Raw genomic sequence first — 22891 nt, forward strand, 5'->3', positions numbered from 1 at the left:
ATTATCACCTTTAATCATAACACGGTTACTATATATTTCTTTATCTTTATCTTCATAAAAAAAGAAACGAAGTAAAATTACTACCTCGTTTCTTAATATTTGTTATTACACTTTAAATTTACCAATCATTACTTGTAGTTCTTCTGCCATTTACTAGAGATTCTTTTCATCTTGCTATTCTTTATCTTTTTTTATTTCTTTCTTCTCATCTTCTACTACTGATACTACAGGTTTATCATTTGATAGTTGTTGCACGGCACCTTTTCCAGCGAATCCTTCTAGTAATTCTTTTAAATCAATGCCAGAAGAAGCTTTTAACGTTTCTTGCATTGTTGCCATTAAATCAGTCGCATAGCCTGCAACCTTCCCGGCACCGCTATTCTTACCACCGCCGCCTGTATCAACAACTGTAATTTTATCAATATTGCTAAGTGGACTTGCAATTTCTTTCGCGTAACTTGGAAGCATTTTAAGAACCATATCCATAATTGCCGCTTGACCATATAATTCAAACGCCTCTGCAATTTTTTGTTTCGCTTCTGCTTCTGCTAAACCTTTTAACCTAATAACATCTGCTTCCGCTGTACCTTGCGCTTTTTGTACTTCCGCTTTCGCTTGACCTTGCGCTTTTTCAATTTCTGCTTTTGCTAAACCTTCTACACGTACTTCTTCTGCACGTGCTCTTGCTTCAGCTTCAATCTTATATTGATCCGCATCTGCCTTTTTAATTTGTTTTACTTTTTCAGCTTCAGCTGATTGCTCAACAGCATAGCGATCTGCATCTGCTTTTTTCTTTACTTCTGCGTCATACTGCTTTTCACGACGCGCAATCTCTTTTTCTTCTAACTCAATTTGCTTTTCACGCTCAATGATTTTAACGCGCATTTGCTCTTCTGTAACACCTTGTTGCGCTTTCGCTTGTTGTAACTCGTAAGAAAGATCCGCATCTGCGCGAGCTTGTTCTTGTTCTCGTTTATAAGATTGTACTTTTAATTCTTTATGTTTTTCAGCTTCAGCGATTTGTGCATCACGCTGATACTCTGCTTCTTTCGCTTCTTTCTCTGCACGAGCTTTTTCAATACGTGCTTCTTTTTCACGCTCTGCATTCGCAACTGTTGCATCACGTTTAACCATTGCAATTTGTGGCTGACCAAGTGCATCTAAGTAACCGTTCTTATCCATTATTTCCTTAATTGTAAAGGAAACGATGCGAAGTCCCATCTTTTTCAAATCAGTTGAAGCTACTTCATGTACCTTTTGAGCAAATTGCTCTCTATTACTATAAGCATCCTCTACTGTCATAGAAGATAAAATAGCACGTAGATGCCCTTCTAAAACTTCTTTTGCTTCTATTTTTAACTCTTCTGTTTCTTTTCCTAAATATTGTTCAGCTGCTGTAGAAACTTCTTCAATTGTGGATCCTACTTTAATAATAGAAACACCATTTACTGTAATCGGTACACCCTGTTTCGTATACGTATCACGTGTACCAACTTCTAATTTGTAGTTTAATAGGCTTAAAGGCTCTGCTCTTTGCATAATTGGAACTACGAATGTACCGCCCCCGCGGATAATCTTAATCTTCTTTCCATCATCAGTGGTAACGACATTCTTTCCACCGCCAAGCCAGTTCCCTGTTACAATTAACGCTTCATCTGGACCAACTGTACGATACTTTGTAATGAATACTAAAATGAGTAGAAGTAAAATTGCGAGTAAAACTCCACCGATAATTAATGGAATCGTCATGTAAATTCCCCCTTATAATTTTGGTTTCTTTAAAGAATAAGCGATGTTTTTTACAAGTAAAACACCATCTTGAACTCCCTCGATAATGACCTCAGTTCCTTGTGAAATATCTTTTTTTCCAATTGCTCTAGCTGGTATTGCATTACTTCCAAATTGGGAGGAGATTAATACTTCACCAAACCCTTCTCTAGGGATTGTAGTAATGACTTCTCCCTTGCATCCGATAAATTCATCCATGCGTTGGACAGTATTTTGTTCTGCTTCTGCAATTGGTTTTAAAATTAGTATTTTCATTATGAAAACACCGATAAAAGATATAGCAAATGAGGCCCCGAAAATAACGAGACTATTATAGGAGTATAAATATTCCCCTATATAACTAAGTCCACATAACATGGCGAAAAAACTAAGTAGCAACGTTACAACGGATACAGATCCGCCTCCAAAACTAAATATTGATTCAAAAATATCTCCAAAAAAGATATAAATAACAGTAAGTATAGTCGCAATTATAAATCCGTATAAATAAATTGTTTCAAGTGGATAACCGAACAAGATCATTTTTATCCCCCTTTCTTAAACAATCCCTTTTTTGTTATGTGTATGCCCCACCTCTTTCAAAGATTATTAATCTTAATTTTCAGTTATTTACTTTTTAAAGAAAAACCTGTAAGACAGGTCTCTAAAAAAGAACAGGAGAAACCCATTGTGACAGGCTCCTCCTAGTAAATAACCGATATATTGTATATCTATATAATATACTATTTTCCACAAAAAGTAAAGTTAAACATACATTGGAAAAGCACTTATTTTACTGATAATGCATACGTTCCATCGCCATTATCATATTTATATACGTACAAGTAATACTTACCTGGTTTTGCATTAAATTTTGCTTCTATATGATTTCCATTAGCTTGACCGTAAGCTGCGAAATTTTGCATATCTGATTCATGGTGAAGTACCCATGTCATCCCGATTCCATATTCATTTAGAACAGAAATATCGATATCTTTCGCTGATGCTACATTAAATGTATAAGTATCAGTGTGATCCACGCCGATAAGGCTACCTTTTATAGTAGTGTTTAGCCCGATATGATTCGCTTCTTCTGGACGATTATTTGGTTCTGATTCTGTTACACTTCCATCTTTAATTGTAACAGTTGTTTCGCTTCTACTCTCTTTTCCTTCATCATCTTTTACTCTTAACGCTACTTTATAAGTTCCTTCTCTTTCATATGCATGTACTGGATTAACTTCTTTACTTGTTCTGCCGTCTCCAAAATCCCATAAATAAGAAACGATTTTTCCATCTTCGTCGTTTGATCCATCACTTTTGAATTGAATCCCTTCTTTTACACCCCCATTATAAGGCCCGTTTACATTAACCGTCGGAGCTTTATTTTCTCCGTCATCTTTTGCGATACCATGGAAGACTACATCATATTCAAATTCATTTGAACTATTCACACGATAATTAACGAAGTACGCTGTAACCGTTTTGTAGCCACTCCATTCTTTTTGCGTCAATTGTTCTAAAGTCTCATTTACTCTTTTACTCATTGCTTTCCAGTCTGCTGACTCACCTTTTGTTACACTACCTGTGAACGTGCCTTCTAATGTAAATGTATTAAAGAATTGAGATGTATGCTTTGTCATTTTTGTATCTTTCATAGACAACGTATCACTAATTTCTTTCTTCACTTCTGTTAATACTTTTGGTGCATGTTCAGCTAAATAATCATCTGCTACTTCCGGTACATTATACTTATCTTGATTATCAATTAACTGCTGCATATACTCTTGATACTCTTTATTTAACTTAGAATCTTTACTTAAAGTCTCACGATACGTATCATAATTCCCCACATCATTCGCACGAATTAAATCTTGAATTTTATCAAACGTTTCAAATTGATGCGTATATAAGTAAGACTGCAATGCGAACGAGTAGTTATAGAAATCCCAAGAACCATATTTAGCAAATAGTGTACGCTCTGCTGTATAACGGCTTGCAGGATCAGATGATAATCCGCTAATTATGCTCTTTCTCGGTACTACATTATTTGTACGAGTAGATCCTGCGAAAAATTCTGCATTCCCTTCTTGGAACCAAGTTAATCTTTCATTTTGATACATATCTCCTCTTCCAAATAAACCAGGAACTTCATATCTCCCTTGAAGATAATGAGTAAACTCATGACGGAATAACTCTTCTAAACTATAAATACTTTGCTCTGGCGTACGCTCATATGTAAAGAATGTCCCTGTCTCTTCAATATAAATTCCACCGTTGTTTGTTTCATATCCATACAATTGTCTATTTAACTGGTATTCGTCTGGAGTATTATAGATTACTATCGTTAATACGTCGTCTGCATTACCTTGTTCTAAAGCTTTGTCATTTCCGATCACACGGTGATATTGCGCTTTTACTTCCTTCGCAGCCCAATATAATCTCTTAATTTTCTCTTCTGACACTTTATCCCCAGTTTTAAATACAATAGATCCATCATCGAATGTATACGTTTTTGGTAAGTATTGCTCTTTTCCTTCTTTACGTATCTTCTCTAAATCTACCGTATTCCCGCTATAATCTTTCCCATTATAGTTTGTTGTAATTTGTTCTACTGCAACAAAATACGGCTCACTTAAACGCGGGTACATATGCATTGCCTGTGTAACAACCTCTAATCCTTTATTTGGATTACTATGAAACTTACCTAAACGACTAGCAAAATAAATTCCATTATTAACGAGCCACTTATTTTCTGGTGTTACTTGATTTAAAAGAGCAATACGATTTATTTCATTAATAAACCCATCTACTTTCCCATACCACATTGTATCTTTTGCCTCTTTACGAGTTTCAAATAAATAAGATTGCATATCATAATCAATACCTTGCATCATATCGTATACAGCTTGTCCTTTCATACGATCGTCTACATATGTATGAAAGTTATCATTATATTGTTTTAAAATATTAGCCGCATATTGAACCGTTTCAACATCACTTGAAGCATTACTAATTAATTTACCATATGCAGATACGACTGAATCTTGCTCATATGTACCGAGCTTAAAGTTTGGATTTGTTGCAATTGCTTTTAGAGCAGGTAAACATTTGTCCTGGAAACTTCTCTCATTTAATCCGCCTAATTCACTATTGTAAAATGCAATATAAAAAGCTGAACGTAACACTTCAGTAAACGTTTGAATTCCTTTTGAATCCTCTTTTGTAAATGTACTACCTCTATGAGCTAATTCGTCTATAACTGCTTGCATTTTCCCTTTGTCTTTATAAAAAGCCTTTGCATCTTTATTAAACTGGAATAAGTCTGCAATTTGATTCCATTTAATACTTCCTAGCGTTTCAACTAATTCTTGATTATTCATTTTGTTTAAATCAGCCATTGAATAGCTTTCTTTAACTTGCTTTACTTCTGAACTCTTCATAATAGATGCTGGTCGCTGTGAAAAGTCTCCTACTTTTAAACGTTCTTGAAACGATAATGTTTCATCAACTTTCGAAATATGCCCAACTTCATCTACTGGTTTTTCAATTCCAACCGGTTTCGTTTTCAACACATTATACGGAACTTTTTCTTCCGCTGATGCATGAGTTTGAAGTGCTCCTAACGATAGAGCCATTGTACTAATACTAAGCATAACTTTATTAATCTTTGATTTTTTGTTCATACCATTGTCCCCCTAATTAAATATTCCATTCAAGAATTTAACATAAAATTTGGATACAACAATATAAAATGCAATATTTCATATTATTTCTTCCTGCATTTTGAACATATAGTGAACGAAAAGGGCTTACAATTTTTGCTACAATTGCTCCATTATTTAAGCACTCGAAACATCCTCATATTAATATCCTTCTCCTATTCAAAAAGACCTTATCATAAGCATATTTCAACATGAAATTGCTATGATAAGGTCTTCTCAAAAACTTTTATAATTATTTTTTATAATAAATAGATAAAACGTTTTTATTTCTTAAATAATCTCTTTCTAAATACAAACATACTTAATGCTGAAAGAACAAGAGCTAATCCAGAAAGTAACGTCGATGTATTAGCTTGACCACCAGTTGCTGCTAAAGACTTCTGATCCTCCTCTTGCTTATTAGCATGTTGTTTATTTGAATCTTTTTCTTTCGCACTCTCTTGTCCTACCACTTTCACTGGACCAACTTGATTCTCCCCTTTTGGCTCTTGATCCAATCCAATTGCTGATTCTTTTACCTCTTCTTTTGTACCTTCAACTTCTTTCGTTTGCTCTTTCACTTCTTCTTTTGGTCCTTCAACTTCTGTTGTCGGTTCTTTTACTTCTTCTTTTGGTCCTTCATTTTCTTTTGTTTGCTCTTTCACTTCTTCTTTTGGTCCTTCAACTTCTGTTGTCGGTTCTTTTACTTCTTCTTTTGATCCTTCAACTTCTTTTATCGGTTCTTTCACTTCTTCTTTCACTTCTTCTTTCACTTCTTCTTTTGCTTCTTCAACTTCCGTTGTTGGTTCTTTTACTTCTTCTTTTACTTCTTCTTTTTCCGGTTCTTTCACTTCTTCTTTTTCAACTATATTCTGGATTACTGTTCCGTTAAAACTTATACTAGTTTCATCCGAATCTAAATCAAATTTATATACCTTTTCACCTGGAGTACTCCATTTCATTACTCCGTTATTAAACGTTCCACCCTCACTTGTTAGTTTAATATTCTCAATAGTTTCTCCTTCTAAATCATATACGGGAACTTGAATTTCTTCATTTACTTTTGCTTCATTTAAAATGATTTTTTGTCTTCCAACATCAATTGAAAACCATTGACCTAATTGTATTAACGGCCTTACATCACGAATCTCATTTCCAGCTAATTTTAAACTGAGTAGGTCTAACATTGAACCAAGAACTGATACATCTTTAATATGATTATCCCCAAGGTTTAACCACTGTAAATTTTCCAGTGAAGATAACGGCGTTATATCTTCAATTTTATTATGAGATACATTCACCTCTTTCAATTGTTTCAAGTTTGAAATGAACTCAATATTTTTCAACCCTACTCCTTCTAAAGTGAGGTTTTCTAAGTTCGTCATGTATTCTAAACCAGTTAGATCTTTTATCTCTTTTCCTTTTTCTTTAAGTATCTCTAAAGTTTTAATCTGTAATAAATCTTCTTTTGTTATAGGGGCATTTAGATTCTCTCTACCAAAATTCTTTTTATTAATATGCTGTTGTAAATTTCCATCAAGAATTACATTTTTACTTTCTGTTTGTTTTTCAACTATACTTTGTATAACCGTCCCATTAAATCTTATTTTACTTTCAGCAGAATTCGTATCTAGTTTGAATTCATATATTTTTTCTCCAGGACTATTCCATTTTATAAACCCGTTATTCAGAGTAGCCTCTTCACTTTTCACATTAATATTTTGAAGTGTTTCTCCTTTAAGATTGTATATTGGAATTTTTATTTCTTCATCCACGCCTGCTTCATCTAAAAAGATTTTTTGTCTTTGAATATCGATATACATTCTTTTTCCTAATTCTTGAACAGGTCTAACATCACGAATTTCATTCGAACCCAGCTTTAAATCATATAAACCTGTTAATTGGCTAAGTGGCGTTATATCTGAAATATAGTTTTCCTCTAAATTAAGTGATTGTACAGTAGATAATCTTAATAAAGGTTCGATGTTTTTTAATTCATTTTTAGAAAGGTCTAACTCCACTAACTTTTTCATTGAGGTAATATGCTCGATATTAGTAAGTCCATTGTTACTTAAAGATAAATTTTTCACATTTTTCAATTGCTCAATCCCAGCAAGATTAGCATTACTAATTTGATTATTTGCCAAAGTTAGAGTCCTTAAAGAAGTTACTGTAAACAATGGTGTTATATCTTTTATATCATTACTATTTAAATCTAATATTTTAATCTTCTTCATTTGACTCAATGGGCTTACATCTGAAATTTTATTGTTTCTTAAACTTAAATTCTCAATATTCTCTAACTCAGCCAAAGGTTCAATATTTTGAAGTTCACTATAAGTTATATTTACTGATTTCAACTGTCTCAACTTCGAGATAAACTGCATATTGTCTAACTTAACTTCTTCCAACGTTAAGTTTTCTAAGTTCGTCATATATTCTAGACCGCTTACGTCTTTTATCCCTTTACTTTTTGCCTCAACAACTATTAAAGATTTAACTTTTAATAAATCTTCCTTAGTTATTGGCGTATTTAGATTCTCTCTATTCAAGTTATATTTATTAATATGCATTTGTAATTGCTTATCTACTATTACATTTCCACTTTCATCTTGTTGATCCACTTTATCCTCTTTATTTTCCTTTTGTTCTTCTGGAACATTGTTTTCTAAATTCAATGTATTTACTTCAAATTGCACTTGATACTTATTATCATAGGCCATTGTCGGAATATAAATATGCATTTGCATATTATACCTCTTTCCTAATTCCCCTACTTCAAACTGAATCACTTTCGTTCCATTTTTCTTTTTATCTTCTGATATTACTTTTACATCATGAAACACACCAGGAGTATGAATATCTTCTGTTTTCAAGTATTTGAAGAAATCACTATCACTTAACGTTGCCGTTACAATTTTCTTTCCATTCTCAATCGTTAACTTAGGATCCTTTATATAGACAGCTGCCATAGACTCTTCATTCGTTTTATCTTTATACGCTTTAATAACAGCATCATATGTACCATCTTCTAAAGCATACCCCGTTTTATTAGCCTCAATTGCTACCGCTGCTAAAGCAGGTGTTGAATACACAGCAAACGGTAGCGCTAAGGCTGCCGCCACTAGCATTGCATTGATATGTTTTCTTTTAGTTTTTTTCAACTTTACATCTCCTCCAAAATCTATAAATCCAAATATAATCATTTCTCGAATAAATGATAATGATTTTCATTATCATTATCAACTAAAAAAATAAAAAGTTTACAAAAAAATAATCCCTTTAAAAGGGATTATGCCATCTTTTCACCTGATTCTTCTTTAAAGAAGCTTTTCATCGCATGGAATACATCTGCTTTTTGCTTTAAAATATAATATCTGAAATTCTCATCTTTAATATTTTTATAGGCTGACATCAGCGTACTGTGGCGGTTGTATTGATTCACTTCCCCATACCCAAACATATTACATTTTTTCATCAGCTCTTCAACAAGCTTTACACATCTAGCATTATCCGAAGTTAAATTATCACCGTCTGAAAAATGGAATGGATAAATATTATAGCGGTCTGGTGAATATTTATTATCGATTAGCTCAAGTGCTTTTTTGTATACGGAAGAACAGATCGTTCCGCCACTTTCTCCTTTTGAGAAGAACTCTTCTTCTGTAACTACTTTTGCCTCTGTATGATGGGCAATAAACTCAATATCTACCGTTTCATACTTTGTGCGCAAAAATCTTGTCATCCAAAAGAAGAAGCTACGTGCCATATACTTCTCCCATATTCCCATCGATCCACTCGTATCCATCATCGCTAATACAACGGCTTTCGAATCTGGCTTTAACACCTCATTCCAAGTACGGAACTTTAAATCTTCTTGGTGAATCGGGTGGAAGGATGCTTTGCCGCCCATTGCATTTCGTTTATATGCAGATATCATCGTTCGTTTCTTATCAATGTTTCCCCATAATCCTGTTTTTCTAATGTCATTAAATTCAATGTGCTCAATCCTGTTTTCATCCATTTCTTTCCTCTTTAAATTCGGCAGCTCTAATTCTTTGAAAAACGCTTGCTCTAATTCTAAAATTGAGACTTCCGCTTCATAATAATCTTCCCCAGCTGAATCTCCTGCCCCTTGCCCTTTTCCTGGTCCTTTTTGCTTTTGACCACCTGATCCATCCCTCGCAACGACATCACCAACTTTACTGTCACCGTTTCCTTGCCCAACATGTTTATTTTTATCATAATTGTATCTAATCTTATATTCATCTAAAGAACGAATCGGTATTTTCACAACATCCTTGCCATTAGACATAACTATACTTTCTTCTGTTACAAGGTCTGGTAAATTATTTTTGATTGCCTCCTGCACTTTTTCTTGATGGCGTTGTTGGTCGTCATATCCTTTGCGATGGAGGGACCAGTTTTCTTGTGAAATCGTATAATTTGGTTGGTTTTCTTCGCCCATTCCTTTCCCTCCTTACTGTAATTGTCTTCCTCTATGAACAGCAATCTATAAATTTTGTTCTGTAATATGCCAAGCTAGAATATTTGAAAGGTAACTGCCCATTGAAAATCATCCCATAAACATATATAGCGTTTTTCATACAATACTCTGAGCATCCTAAACAAAATTTTGCCACTCACATAATAGAAAGAAACATTTAGCCGTTGATAAGAAAGAAACACAATGCATTGTTGCACACATTTTCGTATTGCAACATATTGTATTGTGTTGGCTTTTTTCGTATGAATGGTTGGTTACTCTATCATATGCATATTGGAAAAATAATTGACAATAAATTCATAAAATCGCATCTTAATTTATTATATTTGGACAAGCTATGACACTTTTTACAAGTATCAATAGATAACAAAACGCCGTCCCAAGAACAAGAGACAGCGTTTTGTTATCAAACTATCGATTTAACAAACTACCTACATAACGTAACAATTCATTCGCAGATGAAGAATTATATCCATGCTCATCAATTAAGCGTGCAACAACATCATTGATTTTCTTAAGCTGATTTTCATCTGGTGTTTTCGTTGATGTTGTAATTTTCACTATATCTTTTAAATCAGCAAATAGTTTTTTCTGAATCGCTTCACGAAGACGTTCATGTGAATTATAATCAAAGCGCTTTCCTTTACGGGCATAAGCAGAAATTCGAATTAAAATTTCTTCACGGAATGCTTTCTTAGCATTTTCTGAAATTCCAATTTGCTCTTCAATCGAACGCATAAGTTTTTCATCTGGGCTCATTTCTTCTCCCGTTAACGGATCACGTAATTTTGATTTATTACAATACGCTTCAACGTTATCTAAGTAGTTATCCATGAGTGTCTTAGCTGATTCTTCGTATGAATAAACAAACGCTTTTTGTACTTCTTTCTTAGCAATTTCATCGTATTCTTTTCTCGCTAATGAGATGAAATTCATATAACGCTCTCGATCTTCATTACTAATTGATGGATGTTGATCCAACCCGTCTTTTAGCGATCTAAGTACATCTAGTGCATTAATAGATGGTACCTCTTTTCGAATAATTGTAGAAGAAATTCGGTTAATAACATAACGAGGATCAATACCTTTCATACCTTCATCCTGATATTCACGTTGCAATTCTTCTACATCAATCGCATTATAACCTTCTACCGTTTCTCCATCATATAAACGCATCTTTTTAATTAAATCAATATCCGGACGCTTCGGATCTTTTAAACGAGTTAAAATGGTAAACATCGCTGCAACTCGAAGTGTATGCGGTGCAATGTGAACATTGGACACGTCACTTTCACGAATCATTTTTTCATAAATATGTTCTTCTTCACTAACTCGTAAGTTATAAGGAACTGGCATTACAATAATTCTTGAGTGCAATGCTTCATTTTTCTTATTTGCTATAAAGGAGCGATACTCTGTTTCATTCGTATGCGCTACAATTAATTCATCTGCTGAAATAAGCGCAAATCTACCTGCTTTGAAATTCCCCTCTTGTGTAAGTGATAATAAGTGCCATAAAAACTTCTCATCACACTTTAACATTTCCTGGAACTCCATCATACCTCGGTTCGCCTTATTTAATTCTCCATCAAATCGGTACGCACGAGGATCTGATTCTGAACCATATTCTGCAATCGTAGAAAAGTCTAGACTACCTGTTAAATCGGCAATATCTTGTGATTTTGGATCAGACGGACTAAATGTACCAATCCCTGTACGGCGATCTTCAGAGAAGAAAATACGCTCTACAACTACATCCTCAATTCTTGATCCATATTCTTGTTCTAAACGCATCACATTTAATGGTGATAAATTCCCTTCAATTCTTACTCCATACTCATCAAAGAAGTCATCACGTAAATGGTGCGGAATTAAATGCAATGGATCTTCATGCATTGGGCAGCCTTTAATCGCGAAAATAGCTCCTCGATCTGTACGTGAATATGTTTCTAATCCTCGTTTCAACATCGTAACTAAAGTTGATTTACCACCACTAACAGGACCCATTAATAATAAAATACGTTTTCTAACATCTAATCGTTTTGCAGATGGATGAAAATATTCTTCTACAAGGCGTTCTAACGCATCCTCTAATCCAAACAGCTGATTACTAAAGAAATTATATTTTCTTCTACCATCAACTTCTTCAATTCCGGCATCTTTTATCATATTGTAAATGCGAGAGTGTGCTGTTTGAGCCACCCATGGTCTTTCTTTCACAAGCTCCAAATACTCCGCAAACGTACCTTCCCATTGTAAACGTTCTTCTGCTGCTCGATGCTGTTCAATCTTTTTTAGAATATCCATTATAGCTCCTCCCCCATCTCCTTGTTCAATCGGATTATTATAAAAGGTATGCTAGGATGTCCTTAAACATTCTTTAAATCAAAACGAAATATATAATAGCTCTATAAAATTCTCTCCAAAATTCAAAGAAAATTCTGTATAATAAGGGTATTAACGTTTTCACGCTACTATTCATTGTAAATAAATTCTTTTCTTCTAGGAACCTTACATACATTTCGATTCACAAATAAGATTCGTAAACCGAAAAAGTAAGGAGGAAATTAGTATGAAGTTATTATTAATTTTAGGTGTATCACTCACATTTCTTACAGCTATTTTCACATCTGGTTATAACGATAAGCCAGGTACACATAAAAAGTGATGTGCTTTTTAGCACATCACTTTTTTTCTTGTTTTTATAAACTATTTAAAATAAATATTTTCCACATCGTATATCGATAAAGGCCGATTATAAAAATAGCCTTGTACGAGTTTCACATTCTTTTCCTTTAAAAATTGTATTTGTTCCGCTTTTTCTACTCCTTCTGCAATTACATTTAATCCTAGAGTATATGCTAAATGAATAATTGCAGCCGTAATATTCGTATCTCTTTCATCTATATATATACCTTCCATAAAAGAACGATCAATTTTTAACGTATCAATCGGATATGTTTTTAAATAACTTAAAGATGAATATCCCGTTCCAAAGTCATCTAAATGAATTTTTAAATTTTGTTCTTTTAACTGCAATAGCACTCTTTTCGATACATCTTTATGTATAAGAGCCCCTTCTGTAACTTCTATTGCTAATAAATGAGGGGGGACATTGTACTTGTTTAAAGCGCGTGTAATCATCTCTATCAATGTAATAGAACGAAAATGTCTAGCTGAAATATTAACTGCAATTGGTACAACTTCATACCCTTTATTTAACCATTCACGTATTTGTTCACACACTTGATGTACTACCCATTCATCAAGTTTAATAATAAATCCTGTTCTTTCAGCAAGCGGGATAAATTGATTTGGCGAGACCAATCCTAGCTCCTTATTCTCCCACCTTATTAAAGCTTCCATACTGGCTATCTTTCCCGTTTCAATATTAATTTGAGGTTGATAATATAGGAAAAATTCATCTTTTTCTATAGCACGATGTAACTGATTTTCTATTATAAACCTTTGTTCACGTTCACAATCTAATCCACTACAATAAAAATGATAATACCCTTTTCCTTTTTCTTTGGCTTTTTCCAAAGCTGCGTCGACTCTTTGGAAAAGTATTTTTTCATCCATTCCATCTTCTGGGGCCATTACAATCCCAATTGATGCACTCAAATAAACATCCTCTTCTTCTAGTACAAAATGCCCACTAATTTTTTTTAGTATTGTTTGTGCAACTTCCTCTACGCATTCTCTCGTTATATTTTCTATTAACATAACAAATTGATCATCATGTTCTCTAAATAAATGCATATCTTCTATTTTTACGTCTCGTAAGCATTCAGTAACTTTTTTTAAGACTTGATCTCCTTCTTTATGACCAAATGTATCATTAATAAAGTGAAATTCATCCAAATCTATAAAAACCAATGCGAATTTTTTATTCTCAGCTAAAAATTCATTTAGTTTATTTGTACATGATATTCTATTCATTAACCCTGTTAACTGATCGAAGTAAGCCAAATATTCTGTTTTCATCTCATTTAATACTTGCCTTGTAACATCCCTCGTAACTATGTACACCCCGACGATTTCACTATTCACAATAATGGGGATTGTCCTAACTGAAATATAAAGTTCATATCCTTCTTTATGAATATATTTCTTTGCAACAATTTGTTGTGCTCTTCCCTGTAAAGCCCCCTTAAATATAGTTTGAAAAGCCTGTTCATATTCCTTATTTATAAACTGAAAAACAAATTGATTACTTAGTTCTTCATATCGATATCCAAATATTTCATATGTTGCTGGATTTGCATATGTAATTCTCCCAATAGAATTTACAGATACAATGGAGTCATTATTATATTCTAGTAATGACTTAAATAACATTTGTTTTTCTTCTATTTCCACTTTTTCCTTAACCTGTGCTGTAATATCCCTAGTAATACAAATAATAAACTGACATATTCCATTTACATCACATACTGGATTAAGTAAAGATTCATAATGTATATTACCAGTTGGTAAACTAATTACATCACAAAATGTATTTGCTCTCGCTTCTCTCATTACTTTTGCATATTGCCTTTGTAATACCCTTGCCGTATCTTCTGGTAATACTTCTGCAAAAGTTTTTCCATAACATTCTGTTCTTAGCCTGGCATAATCCATTCCTATTTTATTCACATAAATATATTTAAAAGTTTCATCATCAATAACTTTCACAATAAAAACTAAATCTTGAATAGCATGTAGCAGTCCCTGTTTTACTAAATCCATATCTATCATACTTAAATAGGTATTTTGATTGTTATATTGTTCCTTCATATTTATCTCAACCCGTCTTATCTATTTTTATTCATATACCTCATTCTATATGAATATGTACCTTTTTTAAAATGTATGATTACATATTTTCTAAAATAAATAAAAAAGTCGCCAAATGGCGACTTTTAATAAACGATTTCTAAATCTAATCCTGGATAATTTTGTTGACGGAACGCTTCATAAATTAAAATTGCTGCTGTATTAGATAAATTTAATGAACGTACTTTATCCGTCATTGGAATACGTAAACAATGATCGAAGTTTTCTTCGATTACATTAGCTGGTAATCCATTTGTTTCTCTTCCAAACACGAAATAGTAATCCTTCTCACGTTTGCTATAATCAAATGCTGTATGAGCTTTCTCGCCATACTTTGTTAAATAGAAGAATTCACCATCTTTATTTTTCTCATAAAATTCTTCGATTGAATCATAATACGTAACTTTTACGTGCTGCCAATAATCTAATCCTGCACGCTTTAACATTTTGTCATCCGTTGAAAATCCAAGCGGTCTAATCAAATGTAATTCTGTTCCAGTTGCTGCACATGTACGTGCAATATTTCCTGTATTTGCTGGAATTTCTGGTTGATATAAAACAACATGTACTCCCACGCGATATTCACCTCTATTTTTTGTCTACTACGTATTATACCACTTGAACGAAAAATCTCTACCCATTAATAATATGAAAGAATTTATATTTCATTTGCGGTGTATATTTACTAGAGTCTTCATAATTCCAATAACGCCGACGGCTATTCGCTGAATGTGCATTTACAAGCGGCATACCATCTGCGTCCTTTGCTACTACAATTGTCGTATGATTCCACCTACCATCATCCTCAAAATCATACGCAATTACATCGCCAAGGATTAGGTCTTCTGGCTTTTCTACCGCTTCTGCCCGAAGCCCTGTTGTAGCACCTGACAAATACCAATAAAAAGAGTGTGCTACAGCCCAGCTCCAACTCCATTGGTTTCCCCTTTGCCACCACCCTTTACGAATATTAGGATGTCCGTTCATTGGCACTTCTCCAGTGTGCAGACATTGTGAAATGAAATTTGTACAATTATCAGGGAAATTACGATATACAGGATTGCGATCATCCCACCAACGCTCTGCATATTTCACTGCCTCTAAACGATTATATTGATATGAACCGTATTTTTCTTTCGTGACTTCTCGTTCTAACTTTTCACCTATCCCTATTTCTTCTGACACCTCAAGAGCATAATCATCTATTACACGACTATTTTTCAGACAAACTCGTCGTTTTAATTGTTCCTCTTCGATATAAAATAATTCTTTATGCTTAATTAAATATTTAAAGTGTACTTGATAATCAATTTCTTGATGCTCACTACTATTTAATTGTCTAATGAAAGAAATATCGGCAGTTGCTTTCACTATATCTGCACTACGTTTTTGAAACAATTGTTTCTTTCTCTGTACCAGTCGTAATAAATCTTCAGCAATACCATCCACGTCAGTTCGTTTCTCTGTGATATATGCTAAAAACTGTTGTACTTGCTTTTCAATATTCGCTTTTACAACCATTTCGTCTCCCTCCCATATTACAATATGAAAAAGGGAGATATTATCTACTCTTTTTTCTGTGCTAACAATTCAAGTCCACGATTCATTTCATGAAGAACCTCTTCATCTTTCTCACGTTCCATCGCTTTTTCAATTGCTTCGCCTATTCCATCTCCGCCAATTTTCCCAAGTGCCCATGCTGCTGTTCCGCGAAGTACTGGCCTTGGGTCATCTTTCATAACAGCGATTAAATCAGGAATTGCTGCTGTTTCTTTAAAATGCGCAAGTGCTAAAATAGCATTTCGTTGCAATGGTTTTTTACCTCTCCATGAACCAGACATAATTCCATACTTCTCTTTAAAATCACGATTACTAATTGTTAAAAGTGGTGTTAATAACGGTTTAACTAACTCAGGGTCAGGCTCCATCTCAGGATGGTTGTGGAAATCCATTCCTTTATTTTTTGGACAAACAGTCTGACACGTATCACATCCATATATACGGTTTCCTATTTTATCGCGATATTCTTCAGGCAGAAACCCTTTTGTCTGTGTTAAAAATGCGATACATTTCTTCGAGTCTAACTGTCCACCCTGTACTAAAGCACCTGTAGGACAAATATCAATACACTTCGTACAACTTCCACATTGATCTTCTATTGGCTGATCCGGAGGGAATGGGACGTTCGTAATCATTTCTCCTAAGTATACATACGAACCAAATTCCGGCGTAATAATAGCGCAGTTCTTACCACTCCATCCAATACCGGCACGTTCTGATACAGCTCGATCACTTAGTTCACCTGTATCGACCATTGATTTCACTTCTATATCCGGAAGTTTCTCGATTAAATATGCCTCTAATTTTTGCAAACGATCTCGTAAAACGAGATGATAATCTTGTCCCCACGAAGCACGACAAAAAATCCCGCGGCGTTCTCCACGCTTACTTAATGGTGCATTTTTTAATTTTGAAGGGTACGCTAAAGCAATCGCAATGATTGATTTTGCACCAGGTAGTAAAAGCTGTGGATTCGTTCTCTTCTCTATATCAGGCTCTTCGAATCCAGACTGATAATTTAATTGTTGCTGCTGGATTAATCGTTGCTTTAATTCCTCAAATGGTGATGCACTAGCAAACCCTATTTTATCTATACCAATCGTTTTACTATACGCAATTACTTCTTGCTTTAATTGTTCAAAATCCATTCTTTATCGCCTCCTCCGATGAATCTATCCCTTATGTAACGACTATATTGGTTAGTAATTCACTTTTGGAATACTATTCTTTACTTCTATTTTCGCATACAATTACGCTTTTCAAACATTAAAAAACGCAATGCCTCGTTTATCTTAGAAACGAAACACTGCGTTGATCACAATTTATTAGAAAAACATTAAATAAAATTTGGAGCGGGTGAAGAGAATCGAACTCTCGACCAGAGCTTGGAAGGCTCTTGTTTTACCACTAAACTACACCCGCAAATATGAAATAAATATAAGATATTAAAATAACTTATGTAAAGTAGTATAGCATGTAAAAAAATACGAAGCAAGAATTTTATCGAAAAAAGTCGAAAAAGTGATGAGATAACTCATCACTTTTTCAATTCTTTATCAATTGCCTTCTTCATACTATCGAAATCAGGATTTGCAAGATTTCCATTTATATATACTGAAGGAGCACCTTGAACTTTTAATTTTTGAGCACGATCTGAATCTTTACGTACTTTGTCTTTCATTTCTTTACTGTGTAAATCTTTTTTAAACTGTTCTACATTAATTTTCGGAAGCTTTTCTTTCACAATATTAAGAAGTAATTCTTCTGTAATCCATTCTTCCGTATCTTTCTTTTGATTTTGATAAATCTCATCATAGAAAATCCAGAATGAATCTTGATCTTGTTTATAAATCGCTTCACCAGCAGCTGCACCTAAATCAGAGTCTTTTCCGATAAATGGGAAGTTAATAAAATATAACTGCACTTTACCTTTATCAATATATTCTTCTTTTAATCGTGGTAATACTGTTACATCCCAAGTACGACAAGCAGGACATTTGAAGTCTCCAAATTCAACTACCTTAACTGGAGCATCATCTTTCCCTAAAGATTGTTGCGTAGAATAAGCAAACATCTCATTCCCTTTATCTTTTTTGTCATTTATGATGCTATACGCAATTGTTCCGATTACAATCAATACTGCGATAGAAAAAACTACACCAAGAACCATGAGTTTATTTGATTTCATATACATTCCTCTTTAAATTCATATTCTGTATACAGCATTGTACACAATACACATAATATCAACACTTATATCGGTCACGCAATGAACACGCTCACATAAATTACAAAAATACAACATTTGTGACAATATTGTGTCGTCTTTTGTCACAAATTATTCAAAAAAAGAAGCTCCTATATAGGAACTTCTTTTAACTTACTGCTTTTTCACGGGCATTTTTTAACATGGATTGCTCTGTTTTTATATCATGACGAATTACTAGTTTCTCGCTAACTGCTTGCACATATTCATCATGATTTATATAGCCTTCTTTCTCCATTAACCTTAAAACTACATTCCGTCTCTCAACTGCTTTATCATAATTTTGTGCAGGTGAGTAATAAGCCGGTGCTTTTACTACAGCAGCCATCATTGCACTTTCAGCCAGTGTTAATTGATCCACTTTTTTACCGAAGTAAAGGTTTGCTGCTTTTTCAATCCCCCATGCGCCTTCTCCGTAGTAAATATTACTTACATACAATTTTAATATCTCATCCTTTGTGAATGTACGTTCAATCTTTTTCGTATAAAAAATTTCTTTCCACTTACGGGAAAACGTACGTTCATTAGATAGGAAAGCATTTTTAGATAACTGCTGTGTAATCGTGCTTCCTCCTTGCACAACACCACCAGCTTTTATATTCTCAATAGACGCCCTGATAATCGCTATATAGTCTAAACCGTTATGATGATAAAATCTTTTATCTTCCGTCGCAATAAATGCGTGTGTTAATGATTCTGGCACCTCTAAATTAGCAGGTACATGTAATTTACTAATATCACTTCGCTCAATCATTACATTTCCAACGAATAATAATGCAAAACTTAACAATAATAATAATATAATGGCTTTATAAAGAAATTTAGTTAATGGATTTAATGCAACTTTTTGATGATAGTTCACTCTAGATAATACTCGTTCTTTCATCTCGAACACCTCTTTTCCACACAGCATATATAACTCTTAACTTAAGAATACATTGTTGTAAAAGAATATCCCATCGATTTCTCTTACACGTACCTTACAACATTGTAAGGTGTAAAAATGTATTGTATCACAGTCCTTTTTTATCTACTATTCATATGAAATGTTGAATATACATTGTTTATAGGCAGGCAGTAGGACTCCCCTTAATAATTAGTAACAGAAAAAGAATTAAGACCACCATAACTATCTCCATAAAAAAAGCTTAATTTAACTTTATTCTTTTATTATATCATTTATAAATTTATACTTTTAAACATCTAGCAATCTAAGTATATACGATATATCACTATTATGCAGAACAAACGTTCTTTAAATCAATACTAGCTTTCATACTATCTCACTATTGGCTGACAGTAAAACTTCTCCCACTCATTAATAGCCTACGCTTTATTATTGTGACCTTTTTCTGAAACAGTATACATAAAGAAAAGGTTAGCGATTTGAGGTGTCCTCAAATAACTAACCTAAACGTTACAACCTTCCTATAAGATTATATGGCTGCACTTCCCATGTTTCGTATGGAATGAACTGCGTTGCCTTCATCGCATCAAGTGTCCTTGATTTCATATGCGGACGCGTTATATACTCATCAATGTTCTCTTCGTTTATAGCAACAAATTTGGCTTCTTTTATTTCTTCAGGTTGAATTTTTATTTCGCCACTAACATATGCTACTTTAAAGACAACAGCTAAAATATGCATAGAAGCGTTATAATACACTCCTGTAATTCCAATTGGCTTCACCGTTAAGCCCGTTTCCTCCATTATCTCTCTACAAACAGCTTGATCGAGGGCTTCTCCTTCTTCTACCTGTCCTCCAGGCATTTCCCACGTATCCGCTCGCCAGTGCACTTTTGTTAAAAGTACTTCATTCTTTTCATTTGCTAAATAACCTGATACGGCAACAATATGTTTCGGTGTTTTATGCTCCATAAAAATGCCTCCTAGAAATACAATTAATTCATGTACAATCTATAACCATATTCCCTACCTACAACAAAACACCTTTAATAATTCATCATCTTAATTAACTTCACAAAAAAAGACCCTATTCGTTAAACGAAAGGATCTTCTGTCTTATTATTCTCCTAAGTCTACGTTGTGGTAAACTTGCTGTACATCTTCTAAATCTTCTAATGCATCAACCATTTTTTCAAATTGTGCTTGAGCATCTTCAGGAAGTTCTACATCATTTTGTGCAAGCATTGTTAATTCTGCAACTGTAAATTCTGCAACACCAGCATCTTTAAGTGCAGATTGTACGGAATGGAATTGATCAGGTTCAGCATAAACGATAACAGACTCTTCTTCTTCTAGAATGTCACGTGCATCTACATCTGCTTCCATTAAAATTTCAAGAACTTCATCTGATGTTTTACCTTCAAGACCAATAACAGCTGTCGCGTCAAACATATAAGCTACAGAACCGTTTACGCCCATGTTACCACTATTTTTGCTAAATGCAGCTCGTACATCTGCTGCAGTACGGTTTACGTTATTTGTAAGTGTATCTACAATAACCATAGATCCATTTGGTCCAAAGCCTTCGTAACGAAGCTCGTCATAATTTTCTTCTGAACCACCTTTTGCCTTTTCAATCGCACGATCAATAATTGTTCTTGGCACGTTGTATGTTTTCGCACGCTCTAATACGACTCTTAGTGTTTGATTTGATTCTGGATCTGGCTCGCCTTGTTTTGCTGCCACATAAATTTCACGTCCAAACTTCGCGTATATACGGCTTGTATTCGCATCCTTTGATGCTTTTTTATCTTTAATATTGTTCCATTTACGGCCCATACTTTCCACTCTCTTTCCCGTTTTAAATCTACATAAAAATATTAATATAAAATATAATGTGTATTCAACACATTTTTAAAAGAAATATAAAAAGTTCATTTTTGATTCATATTACAGACATAATATAAATCACTATCATTTTGTTCTTTCGACAAGTTATATTATACATGAATTCCTAAGTTTATTACGAATTTTAGAATCACATAGCATAATTTAACAAAAAAACTCTAACATTTCTGTTAGAGTTTTTTACATCGCCGATACCGATTCCCATAATTACTTTCTATTGTTGTATAATTAAAATAGGAAAAAATTTGAAGAAAAGATGGGGGAGAATTATGACACATTCAAATGAGAAAAAAGCACATGGTCTTAAAGGAATAGGAGAGAAGCTAAACCCAACTATCTATCAAGTGAGATTCATGAAATTAGATGAACCAATTCGATTTGAGTTGTTTCCTGAATTAAAGGAATTAGGGGACTGGTTGAGTACTTCAACGCAAATGTGGGCGTGCCACTCAACTATGTACAAGTACAACAGAGAAGAGTTTGAAAAGAGGTTTTTAGAAATTACAAACTTAACCGTTGATAATGTACTAATATCTACTGGTGGTGTCGGATTTAACTTCATGTCACCTGGGTGGAGAAATTCTCTCTAGAGTGCTGGAAAAAATTCTTGTATATGTAATATTCTACTGAAATTCTATAAAAGGATAAAACCGAACGTTCAGTTTTATCCTTTTAGTACTTCATAGTTTCTTCCAACTGTATCTAAAGTTCGTCGCTTACTCACCGCACACTACCTCCTACGCACCATTAGTGCTTATTTTGTCGTGTAATGAAAACACAAAAAGACTCTATACAATTAGTATAGAGTCTTGATGTTACGCCGTTCGTGATACCGATGGTCGGGGTCGAACCGACACTCCCGAAGGAACACGATTTTGAGTCGTGCGCGTCTGCCAATTCCGCCACATCGGCACAATAAGAAAGGCGGCAACCGGATTTGAACCGGTGGTAAAGGTTTTGCAGACCTCTGCCTTACCACTTGGCTATGCCGCCATATGAAGTTAAAATGGAGCGGAAGACGGGATTCGAACCCGCGACCCCAACCTTGGCAAGGTTGTATTCTACCACTGAACTACTTCCGCAAAAATGGCTGGGCTAGCTGGATTCGAACCAGCGCATGACGGAGTCAAAGTCCGTTGCCTTACCGCTTGGCTATAGCCCATCGATCTCTTACTTAATTATATGTAAGTATCAATTAGATTATTTGTAATTTTTAAAATAAAAATGGGGCGACTGATGGGAATCGAACCCACGAATGCCGGAGCCACAATCCGGTGCGTTAACCACTTCGCCACAACCGCCATGTTGTGTATATATATTTGGCAGGGGCAGTAGGAATCGAACCCACACTGGAGGTTTTGGAGACCTCAGTTCTACCTTTAAACTATGCCCCTATGTAAATGGTGGAGGGGGGCAGATTCGAACTGCCGAACCCGAAGGAGCGGATTTACAGT

Annotated in this window: 15 protein-coding genes and 7 tRNA genes; 1 reads left to right on the forward strand and 21 read right to left on the reverse strand. The window is 34.2% G+C overall.

The window, feature by feature from the left end:
• Positions 1-174 precede the first annotated feature (174 nt).
• The 15 genes from MRBLBA3_RS06620 to MRBLBA3_RS06690 form a co-directional block, all read right to left on the reverse strand.
• Positions 175-1749: a flotillin family protein gene (locus tag MRBLBA3_RS06620; RefSeq protein ID WP_000155029.1), complete on the reverse strand. Its 1575-nt coding sequence runs from the start codon at positions 1747-1749 to the stop codon at positions 175-177.
• 12 nt (positions 1750-1761) lie between these two features.
• Positions 1762-2310: an NfeD family protein gene (locus MRBLBA3_RS06625; RefSeq protein WP_000600033.1), complete on the reverse strand. Its 549-nt coding sequence runs from the start codon at positions 2308-2310 to the stop codon at positions 1762-1764.
• A gap of 245 nt (positions 2311-2555) precedes the next feature.
• Complete coding sequence (gene colA / locus MRBLBA3_RS06630; protein ID WP_363380323.1) at positions 2556-5453, reverse strand: collagenase ColA; 2898 nt, start codon at positions 5451-5453, stop codon at positions 2556-2558.
• A gap of 302 nt (positions 5454-5755) precedes the next feature.
• Positions 5756-8635 carry a leucine-rich repeat domain-containing protein gene (locus tag MRBLBA3_RS06635; RefSeq protein WP_363380326.1) on the reverse strand — a complete coding sequence of 960 codons (2880 nt, stop codon included), beginning with the start codon at positions 8633-8635 and terminating at the stop codon, positions 5756-5758.
• 128 nt (positions 8636-8763) lie between these two features.
• Positions 8764-9939: a sporulation protein YhbH gene (gene yhbH / locus MRBLBA3_RS06640; protein WP_000503521.1), complete on the reverse strand. Its 1176-nt coding sequence runs from the start codon at positions 9937-9939 to the stop codon at positions 8764-8766.
• Positions 9940-10389: 450 nt separating this feature from the next.
• Positions 10390-12285 (reverse strand): PrkA family serine protein kinase, encoded by a 1896-nt coding sequence (locus tag MRBLBA3_RS06645; RefSeq protein WP_000353273.1) that lies wholly within the window; start codon positions 12283-12285, stop codon positions 10390-10392.
• A gap of 402 nt (positions 12286-12687) precedes the next feature.
• Entirely contained in the window at positions 12688-14757 is a 2070-nt protein-coding gene (locus tag MRBLBA3_RS06650; protein WP_363380329.1) for a sensor domain-containing protein, read from the reverse strand.
• Positions 14758-14882: 125 nt separating this feature from the next.
• The gene (gene trmL / locus MRBLBA3_RS06655) at positions 14883-15371 is read right to left on the reverse strand and encodes a tRNA (uridine(34)/cytosine(34)/5-carboxymethylaminomethyluridine(34)-2'-O)-methyltransferase TrmL (RefSeq protein WP_000538149.1); all 489 of its coding nucleotides are present in this window, start codon (positions 15369-15371) and stop codon (positions 14883-14885) included.
• Positions 15372-15429: 58 nt separating this feature from the next.
• The gene (locus tag MRBLBA3_RS06660) at positions 15430-16317 is read right to left on the reverse strand and encodes an amidase domain-containing protein (protein ID WP_363380332.1); all 888 of its coding nucleotides are present in this window, start codon (positions 16315-16317) and stop codon (positions 15430-15432) included.
• A 44-nt stretch (positions 16318-16361) separates the two neighbouring features.
• Positions 16362-17504 carry a tRNA epoxyqueuosine(34) reductase QueG gene (queG, locus tag MRBLBA3_RS06665; RefSeq protein WP_363380335.1) on the reverse strand — a complete coding sequence of 381 codons (1143 nt, stop codon included), beginning with the start codon at positions 17502-17504 and terminating at the stop codon, positions 16362-16364.
• 200 nt (positions 17505-17704) lie between these two features.
• A tRNA-Gly gene (locus MRBLBA3_RS06670) sits at positions 17705-17778 on the reverse strand.
• Between the two features lie 115 nt (positions 17779-17893).
• On the reverse strand, positions 17894-18544 hold the full coding sequence (locus MRBLBA3_RS06675; protein ID WP_000841326.1) for a DsbA family protein: 651 nt from the start codon (positions 18542-18544) through the stop codon (positions 17894-17896).
• Positions 18545-18731: 187 nt separating this feature from the next.
• On the reverse strand, positions 18732-19508 hold the full coding sequence (locus MRBLBA3_RS06680) for a transglycosylase domain-containing protein (protein WP_098501677.1): 777 nt from the start codon (positions 19506-19508) through the stop codon (positions 18732-18734).
• Between the two features lie 531 nt (positions 19509-20039).
• Positions 20040-20501, reverse strand: a complete 462-nt coding sequence (locus MRBLBA3_RS06685; protein ID WP_363380339.1) for an NUDIX hydrolase — start codon at positions 20499-20501, stop codon at positions 20040-20042.
• A 147-nt stretch (positions 20502-20648) separates the two neighbouring features.
• Positions 20649-21368, reverse strand: coding sequence for a YebC/PmpR family DNA-binding transcriptional regulator (locus tag MRBLBA3_RS06690; protein WP_363380342.1), 720 nt, complete (start codon positions 21366-21368; stop codon positions 20649-20651).
• A gap of 338 nt (positions 21369-21706) precedes the next feature.
• Here MRBLBA3_RS06690 and MRBLBA3_RS06695 point away from each other — a divergent pair, with 338 nt between their 5' ends.
• Positions 21707-22027 carry a DUF3884 family protein gene (locus MRBLBA3_RS06695; RefSeq protein ID WP_363380345.1) on the forward strand — a complete coding sequence of 107 codons (321 nt, stop codon included), beginning with the start codon at positions 21707-21709 and terminating at the stop codon, positions 22025-22027.
• Positions 22028-22267: 240 nt separating this feature from the next.
• Here the strand turns inward: MRBLBA3_RS06695 and MRBLBA3_RS06700 are convergent.
• The 6 genes from MRBLBA3_RS06700 to MRBLBA3_RS06725 form a co-directional block, all read right to left on the reverse strand.
• A tRNA-Leu gene (locus tag MRBLBA3_RS06700) sits at positions 22268-22349 on the reverse strand.
• 10 nt (positions 22350-22359) lie between these two features.
• Positions 22360-22430, reverse strand: a tRNA-Cys gene (locus MRBLBA3_RS06705).
• A gap of 14 nt (positions 22431-22444) precedes the next feature.
• A tRNA-Gly gene (locus tag MRBLBA3_RS06710) sits at positions 22445-22519 on the reverse strand.
• Between the two features lie 5 nt (positions 22520-22524).
• Positions 22525-22599: transfer RNA gene (locus MRBLBA3_RS06715), tRNA-Gln, on the reverse strand.
• A gap of 63 nt (positions 22600-22662) precedes the next feature.
• Positions 22663-22738 (reverse strand) — tRNA-His (locus MRBLBA3_RS06720).
• A 19-nt stretch (positions 22739-22757) separates the two neighbouring features.
• A tRNA-Trp gene (locus MRBLBA3_RS06725) sits at positions 22758-22831 on the reverse strand.
• Positions 22832-22891 lie beyond the last annotated feature (60 nt).

Origin of the sequence: Bacillus sp. LBA3-1-1.1 (assembly GCF_040676495.1) — a bacterium.
Lineage (GTDB): Bacteria > Bacillota > Bacilli > Bacillales > Bacillaceae_G > Bacillus_A > Bacillus_A nitratireducens.